We start from the raw sequence: 6,654 nt of genomic DNA, 5'->3' as shown, positions 1-6,654 counted from the left end.
TTTTTTTTGCGCCCAAGCTTGTGAACATGTGAACTCGGCTGTTGATCTCCTGTCCGGTGATGGGATCACCGTCCTCCTTGCCACCCTCCGCCGGGGCCGTAGAGACGTTCCTGGGGCGTAGCTGTCAGAGGGCAGGGGTACCTGGCGCGCTGCTCCCCGCCTCGCCTACAGGAGACCTTCTCCGGCCATCCCGTCATGGCTCTGGGGCTCAAGGCGTCTGATGGGGATACTGAGGAGAAGTGACCCGTTGAGAAGGCGCATACCGGCGAGACCGGACCACCCACGCGCGGAAGGGGACGTGGCCATCGATCCCGAGGCGACGGAGCGGATGCGGCGCCAGTACGACGCGTACGCCGCGCGGTATGACAGGGAGACCGACTTCTATGACCGGCTCATGCTCGGCGACGCCCGTGCCTGGGCGTGTGGCCAGGCACGCGGGCGGGTCCTGGAGGTCGCCGTGGGCACCGGGCGCAACCTGGGGCTCTACCCGCCCGATGTGAGCGTCCTCGGCGTGGACATCAGCGCGGGCATGCTGCGCCGGGCCCGCCGGCGGCGCGCCGCGGCCCGTGTCGCCCTGGTCCAGGGAGACGCCCAGGCGCTCCCGTGCGCCGACGGGGCCGTCGACACCGTGCTGTGCACGCTCGGGCTGAGCAGTGTTCCCGACGACGCGGCCGCTGTGGCGGAGATGCACCGTGTCCTGCGCCCCGGAGGGCGGCTGATCCTCGTCGGCCATGTGGCCAGCCCCTACTTCCCGCTGCGGATCCTCCAACGGGCCGTCGAGCGGGCGACCGCCTCCCGGGCCGCCGACAGGCAGACCCGGCAGGTCGCCCCGCTGCTGCGCCGGACGGGCTTCACCGTCGTCTACCGCAGGCGCGACCGCGGCCGCATCATGGAGCGCACCGTCGCCGCCAAGCTCTGAGTCCGCAGGCGGGACCGGCCGGTATTCCCGATAGTTCTCTGAAAAGTGCTCCGGGTCCGCTAGATCGCCTCCGGGTCGGGGAATTGCCGAACGTACCACCGCTGCCACGGTGTCTCCACGGAGCGCCGCTCGTAGTTCCGACGGACGTATTCGATGGCCTCATCCGGTGCCAGCCCGTCGAGCACCGCCATGCACGCCAGGGCGGTCCCGGTACGGCCGATCCCTGCCGAGCAGGCGACCTCCACGCGTTCGTCCGCCGCGCGCCGCCAAGCCGTTCTGAAGTGCTCTCCGGCATCCCGGTCAACGGGGAGCAGGAAATCCGGCCAGCGCACCCACCGGCTCTCCCACGGCACCGGCGGTGGGCGGCGTCCTTGCAGGTAGACGCCGAAGTCGGGGTCCGGGCCGTCGGGTTTCGGGCGGCGCAGGCCGCGGCCGCGCACCAGGCGTCCGGAAGGCAGGGCCAGGACCCCCGGTGCTTCGGAATCCCAGGTCGTCGCCATGGCCGAATCTCCTTTCCCCTGCCGGTAGGAAATCCGGCCGGATGGTGCGGTGTGCGGTTCTCGGTGCGCATTCGCTCGCTTTCGGAGCGACCGTCTCCGTTGCGGGCGGCGCGGGAGCCGGAAACGGGCCCCGGGGCGGGCGGGAAAACCGCCCGGTTCCGGATGGCGGGGCCCATTCCGGAGCTATGATCCGTGCACTTCGCCCGCCGTTCGGAGGGGAGCGCGATGGGCAGGCACGTGGCCGCGTGGTTCACCACCTTCGTACTCGACATGGTCGCCGTCCTCGTGCTGGCCTACCTCATGGGGGACACGGGGGCCGCGCTCGGCATGGCCGCGGGCGGCGTGGCCCTGGCCGGGGTGGCGGTCCTCGCCGTGGCGGACGGCGCCGCCGGCGGCGCCGCCCTGCTCTTCCTGCTCCCCGCGAGTCTGGCCGCTCCGGTCGGGGCCGTCACCTCCGCCGAGGTCGCCACGGGCCGACCTGTCGCCTCCGTGGTGCAGGGCGACGAGACCGGCTCCGGGACCACCGTCCCGCTGGTGGAGACCGGTCTGCGCTCCGAGGTGGGACCCGATGAACTCGACGGCGAACCCGGCGTCCCCTCCCCGTGTGTCGCGGACGCCGCGACGTGTCCGCCGACCGTCGTCTCCGAGCCGTCCGAGGGGGCCACCGACGGTCCCGGCGGCGGCACGGACGGGGGTACGGAACGGGGCGGCACGGGCGAAGGCACTGAGGGCGGTGACGGTACCGGCGGCATCGGGGGTACGGGCGAGGGCGAGGGCACCGGCGGGTGGGGCGGCGGCCCGTCCCCGGGTGCGAGTGTGGGCCCGTAGTCGCCGCGGCGGGCCGGACGGTTACTCCCTGGAAAGGCGTGACCCGCTTTCGGGGGGTGTGGGCCGACCGCCTTCACCCACGGTGAACACGTGCCCGGGGCGGCCAATATGGGCCCCTCCCCCTGGGAAATAAGAGTCCTGTAAGAATCGGCCGCTGACCATTCCCCGCGACATCGGGCGGCGGCGGGGCCGGGTATCGTGTTGGCGGGGTTTTCGGCGGTCTCCCCCGCAGCGCCGTTCCCCGCCCGAGATTTCTGCTGAACCGATTCGGCCCATGTCCGCGTCATACAGCGGTGGACACGTATGGGGGATCGAGGACTCCAGGGGGCCTCCAACTGAGTGACAGCACCAACGGCGCCGGCGACGAGCGGCGCCCCGAGACGCCAGAGAACGACGAGACCGCTGCGGGTGCCCCCGCTGAGGCAGGGGTGCCGGTCGACGCGGAGGCCGGTGACGTGCCCGAGAGTGACGAGTCCGCGAGCAGGGAGTCCGAAAACGGTGGGCCTGGGGAGTCGGAGGCCGGTGAGGCGCCGGTGAGCGACGACGACAGCGACGGCAAGGGCGCGGACGCGGGCGACGCCGATGAGGCCGAAGGCGTAGGCGCCTTCAAGGACAGCGGCAGCTTCTTCCGGGACAGGGTCGCGAAGACCCTCGCGGAGCAGGGGTTCAGCCTGCGCAGTGACGGAACCTGGGATAACGATGCCTCCGCGGCATCCGGGGACGACTCTGCCGATGGCGCCCCCGCCGATGACGCTCCCGCCGACGATGCTCCCGCCGAGGGCACGGCATCCCCGGGAGGGGACGACGGCGGCGGCCCGGCCGAGGAGGACGAGGAGCAGGACAGACCGGCCTCCTCGGACGCCTCTGAAGCCTCCTCCGCCCCTTCCGGATCTCCCGACGCGTGGGACCCGGAGAGCACCGCGGCGTTCGCCCCGGTGTTCGGCGCCGACGATGAAACCGCCGAAGAACCGGACGCAGGGCCCGACGAGGAGTCCGGCAAGGAGCCCGAGGGCGAGAAGGGCTCCGTGGCTGAGGACGACGGGGACTCCTGGGATCCCGAGAGCACGTCGGCCTTCACCCCGGTCTTCGAGGACGACGGCGCCGACACCACCGCTGACGACGCTTCCGGCGACAGTGCCGGCGGCACTGCCGGAAGCGCGGACGGCAAGGCCGACACCACCGCTGAGAGCGGCGACACGGCGGAGGACGACTCCTCCGGCTCCGCGGCCGCCGCTGCTGCCGCCGTCGGCGGGGCCGCAGCCTCCCTGGCCGGGGGGGCCGGTTCCGAGGGCGCCTCGGAGGCCGCCTCCGAGGCGGCCCCCAAGGGCGAGGGGAAGCCCGTTTACGCGATCCCCACGCCTCCTCCGGCCCCTGCGGGGGCCCCCACCCCCTCGCCCCCCTCCACGTCGGCGTCCTCCGACTCCTCTTCCGACACTCCTGCCGAGTCCGCCGCCTCCACCGCCGCTTCCGGCGGTGCTGTCGGTGGTGCTGCCGGTGCCGCTTCCGGTGGTGCATCTGGTGGTTCTGCCGGTGGTGCGGACGAGGCGCCGGTCACGGGTGCGCGGAACCTGTTGCGGGCCAAGGTGCCGGGCAAGGGCAAGGGCGCCCCCGGGGCCGCGGCCGCCGGTGAAGCGTCCACGGCCTCGGCCGCCGCGTCGGGTGGGCCCGGCAAGGGTAGGAAGGGCCCCAAGGGGCCCAAGGGCCCGACCGGGCCGGGGAAGGGCAAGAAGCCCAAGAAGCCGATGTGGTTCCGGGCGACGCGCGCGCTGCTGATCACCGCGGGTGTGTTCATGCTGCTCGGCATCGGCGGGTTCGCGGTGGCCTACGCCTCCTTCGAGGTGCCCACGGCGGCGAAGGCGGAGGCGACCGACCAGGGGTCGATCTTCTACTACGCGGACGGCGAGACGAAGTTCGCCGAGCGCGGTGTCGACCGGGACCCCGTCTCCTTCGACGAGATCCCCGAGCACGTCCAGGAGGCGGTCATCTCCGCGGAGGACCGCGGCTTCTGGACCGAGCCGGGCGTGTCGGTCTCGGGCACCGTCCGGGGCGCGTGGTCGACGTTCACCGGGCAGCAGGTGCAGGGCGGGTCCACCATCACCCAGCAGATGGTCCGCAACTACTTCGAGGGCGTCTCCAAGGACCAGACCATCTCCCGCAAGCTCAAGGAGATGATCATCGCCCTCAAGATCGACCGCTCGGACGAGTACGACAAACAGTGGGTGATGGAGCAGTACCTCAACACCATCTACTTCGGCCGCAACGCCTACGGGATCCAGGCCGCCGCCCAGGCCTACTACCACAAGGACGTGGGCGACCTGACGCCGGACGAGGCGGCGTTCCTGGCGGCCGCCATCCAGCAGCCGACCAAGTTCGGCATGGCCGACAGCGACACCACCCCCGAGATGGAGAAGCGCTGGAAGTACGTGGTGAACGGGCTGGTCTCGGAGGAGATCATCACCCCGTCGGACGCCGACGGGATGGAGTTCCCCAAGCCCGAGGAGAGCCGCCCCACTGAGGGCATGGACCTGAGCGGCTACAAGGGGTACATGCTCCAGCAGGCCATGTCCGAGCTGGAGGGCCTCGGCTACACCGAGGACAACATCAACCGCAACGGCTACAAGATCGTCACCACGTTCGACAAGGACCTGATGGACGCCGCCGTGGACGCGGTGGAGACCAACGTCGACGTGGACAACCTGCCGGACGGCGTGTACGCGGGGCTGACCGCGATCGACCCGGCGACCGGTGAGGTCGTGGCCTTCTACGGTGGCAAGGACTACAACGAGAACCAGTACGACAGCGCGTTCCGGGGCTCGGCGCAGGCGGGGTCGGCGTTCAAGCCCTACGTGCTGGCGGCCGCGCTGGAGTCCGGCAAGAGCCTGAACACGATCGTGGACGGCACGTCGGGCCAGTCGTTCAACGGGTCGGTGGTGAACAACTCCCATCCGGGGGGCGGTCCGCAGAACCTGATCGACGCCACGCGGGAGTCGAGCAACACCGGCTTCATCAACCTGGCGCTGGAGACCGGCCTGCCCAAGGTCGTGGACATGGCGCACGCGGCCGGGATCCCCGAGAACAAGATCACCGAACAGCAGGCGGCCGCCCCGACGCTGGCGCTGGGCGTGTCCGATGTGAGCGCGGTCGACCAGGCGAGCGGCTTCGCGACGTTCGCCAACGGCGGGGTGCACATCGAGCCGCACGTGGTGCGCGAGATCGTCGACGTCAACGGGGAGAACCTGCGGGAGAAGCCGGCCGAGAACCGCGCCATGAAGGAGGGGGTGGCGGCCGACGTCACCTACGCCCTGCAGCAGGTGGTCACCTCGGGCACCGGGACCAGCGCGCAGCTTCCGGACCGGCGCCCGGTGGCGGGCAAGACGGGGACCACCGACTCCAGCGTGGCCGGGTGGTTCGCGGGCTACACCCCGCAGATGTCCACGGCGGTGGGCGTGTACAACGGCAACAACCAGCCGTTCCTCCTGCCGGGGGTGGGCGAGGTCTACGGCGGCAACGTGCCCGCGTCGATCTGGCGGACGTTCATGGCCGAGGCGATGGCGGACGAGGACCCCGAGCCGTTCCCGTCCCCGAGCTACGGCGGGCAGACCGAGAACTACGCCCCGGACGTGCCGACCCAGGACCCCGGCGGGGACCAGGAACCGCAGGAGCCGCAGCAGCCCCAGGAACCGCAGGAGCCGCAGCAGCCCGAGCAGCCGCAGGAGCCGGAGGTCCCGGCGGACCCGGGCCCGACGGACCCGGGCGGCGGTGAGACCCCGCCGGACGGCGGTGGTGATCAGCCTCCGGACGGCGGCGGGGGTGGGGAGACCCCGCCGGAGGGCGGGGGAGGTGGTGACGACGGCACCTTCTTTCCCTGAGCCGACACCGGAGCCGCGCCCTTCCGAGGGCGCGGCTCCGCCGCTTTCCGGGGGTCAGAAGGGGCAGCCGCACAGGCCGCGCGGATCGGCGGGGGGCTCGCCCCAGTCGGCGGTGAACGCCTCGGCACCGGGGGTGGCCCCGGTCAGGGCGTCGGCGGCGAGGATGACGGCGGCCGCGGTCCAGGTGCTGCGCTCGACGGGCCAGTTGACGCGTTCGGCGAACTGGTAGCCGGTCCAGTAGGCGCCGTCGTCGGGGTCGCGCAGGTGGGCGATGTCGGCGAGCAGCCGGGTGCCGCGCTCGGTGTCGCCGACGGCGGCCAGGGCCAGGACGAGTTCGCTGGTCTCGGCGCCGGTCACCCAGGGCTGGTCGCTGACGCAGCGGATGCCCAGGCCGGGGACGACGAAGGTGTCCCAGCGCTCGTCCAGGCGCTTGCGGGCGCCGGGGCCGCGCAGCGCCCCGCCGAGGACCGGGTAGTACCAGTCCATGGAGAAGCGGGACCGGTCGGCGAAGACCTCCTCGTGCTCGGCGACGAGGTGG

The 6,654-nt window shown here is 72.0% G+C and carries 4 protein-coding genes and 1 pseudogene; 3 read left to right on the top strand and 2 right to left on the bottom strand.

The genetic code is table 11. The features are described 5' to 3' along the window. Window positions 1–298: 298 nt before the first annotated feature. The gene (locus D476_RS0120110; RefSeq protein ID WP_017625721.1) at window positions 299–919 is read left to right on the top strand and encodes a class I SAM-dependent methyltransferase; all 621 of its coding nucleotides are present in this window, start codon (window positions 299–301) and stop codon (window positions 917–919) included. Between the two features lie 59 nt (window positions 920–978). Here D476_RS0120110 and D476_RS0120105 read toward each other — a convergent pair whose 3' ends face one another. After that, the gene (locus tag D476_RS0120105; RefSeq protein ID WP_017625720.1) at window positions 979–1,419 is read right to left on the bottom strand and encodes a protein-tyrosine phosphatase family protein; all 441 of its coding nucleotides are present in this window, start codon (window positions 1,417–1,419) and stop codon (window positions 979–981) included. A 225-nt stretch (window positions 1,420–1,644) separates the two neighbouring features. Between D476_RS0120105 and D476_RS38015 the strand changes: the two genes are divergently transcribed. Both D476_RS38015 and D476_RS38260 read left to right on the top strand, forming a co-directional pair. After that, the gene (locus tag D476_RS38015; RefSeq protein WP_017625719.1) at window positions 1,645–2,247 is read left to right on the top strand and encodes a hypothetical protein; all 603 of its coding nucleotides are present in this window, start codon (window positions 1,645–1,647) and stop codon (window positions 2,245–2,247) included. 428 nt (window positions 2,248–2,675) lie between these two features. After that, window positions 2,676–6,116 carry a transglycosylase domain-containing protein gene (locus tag D476_RS38260; protein WP_017625718.1) on the top strand — a complete coding sequence of 1,147 codons (3,441 nt, stop codon included), beginning with the start codon at window positions 2,676–2,678 and terminating at the stop codon, window positions 6,114–6,116. A gap of 54 nt (window positions 6,117–6,170) precedes the next feature. Here D476_RS38260 and D476_RS0120090 read toward each other — a convergent pair. Continuing rightward, window positions 6,171–6,654: pseudogene (locus tag D476_RS0120090) on the bottom strand (prenyltransferase); the annotation flags it as partial.

The organism is Nocardiopsis chromatogenes YIM 90109 (assembly GCF_000341185.1).
GTDB classification, from domain to species: Bacteria; Actinomycetota; Actinomycetes; order Streptosporangiales; family Streptosporangiaceae; genus Nocardiopsis_A; species Nocardiopsis_A chromatogenes.
This window is presented reverse-complemented; position numbering and strand designations above follow the sequence as displayed.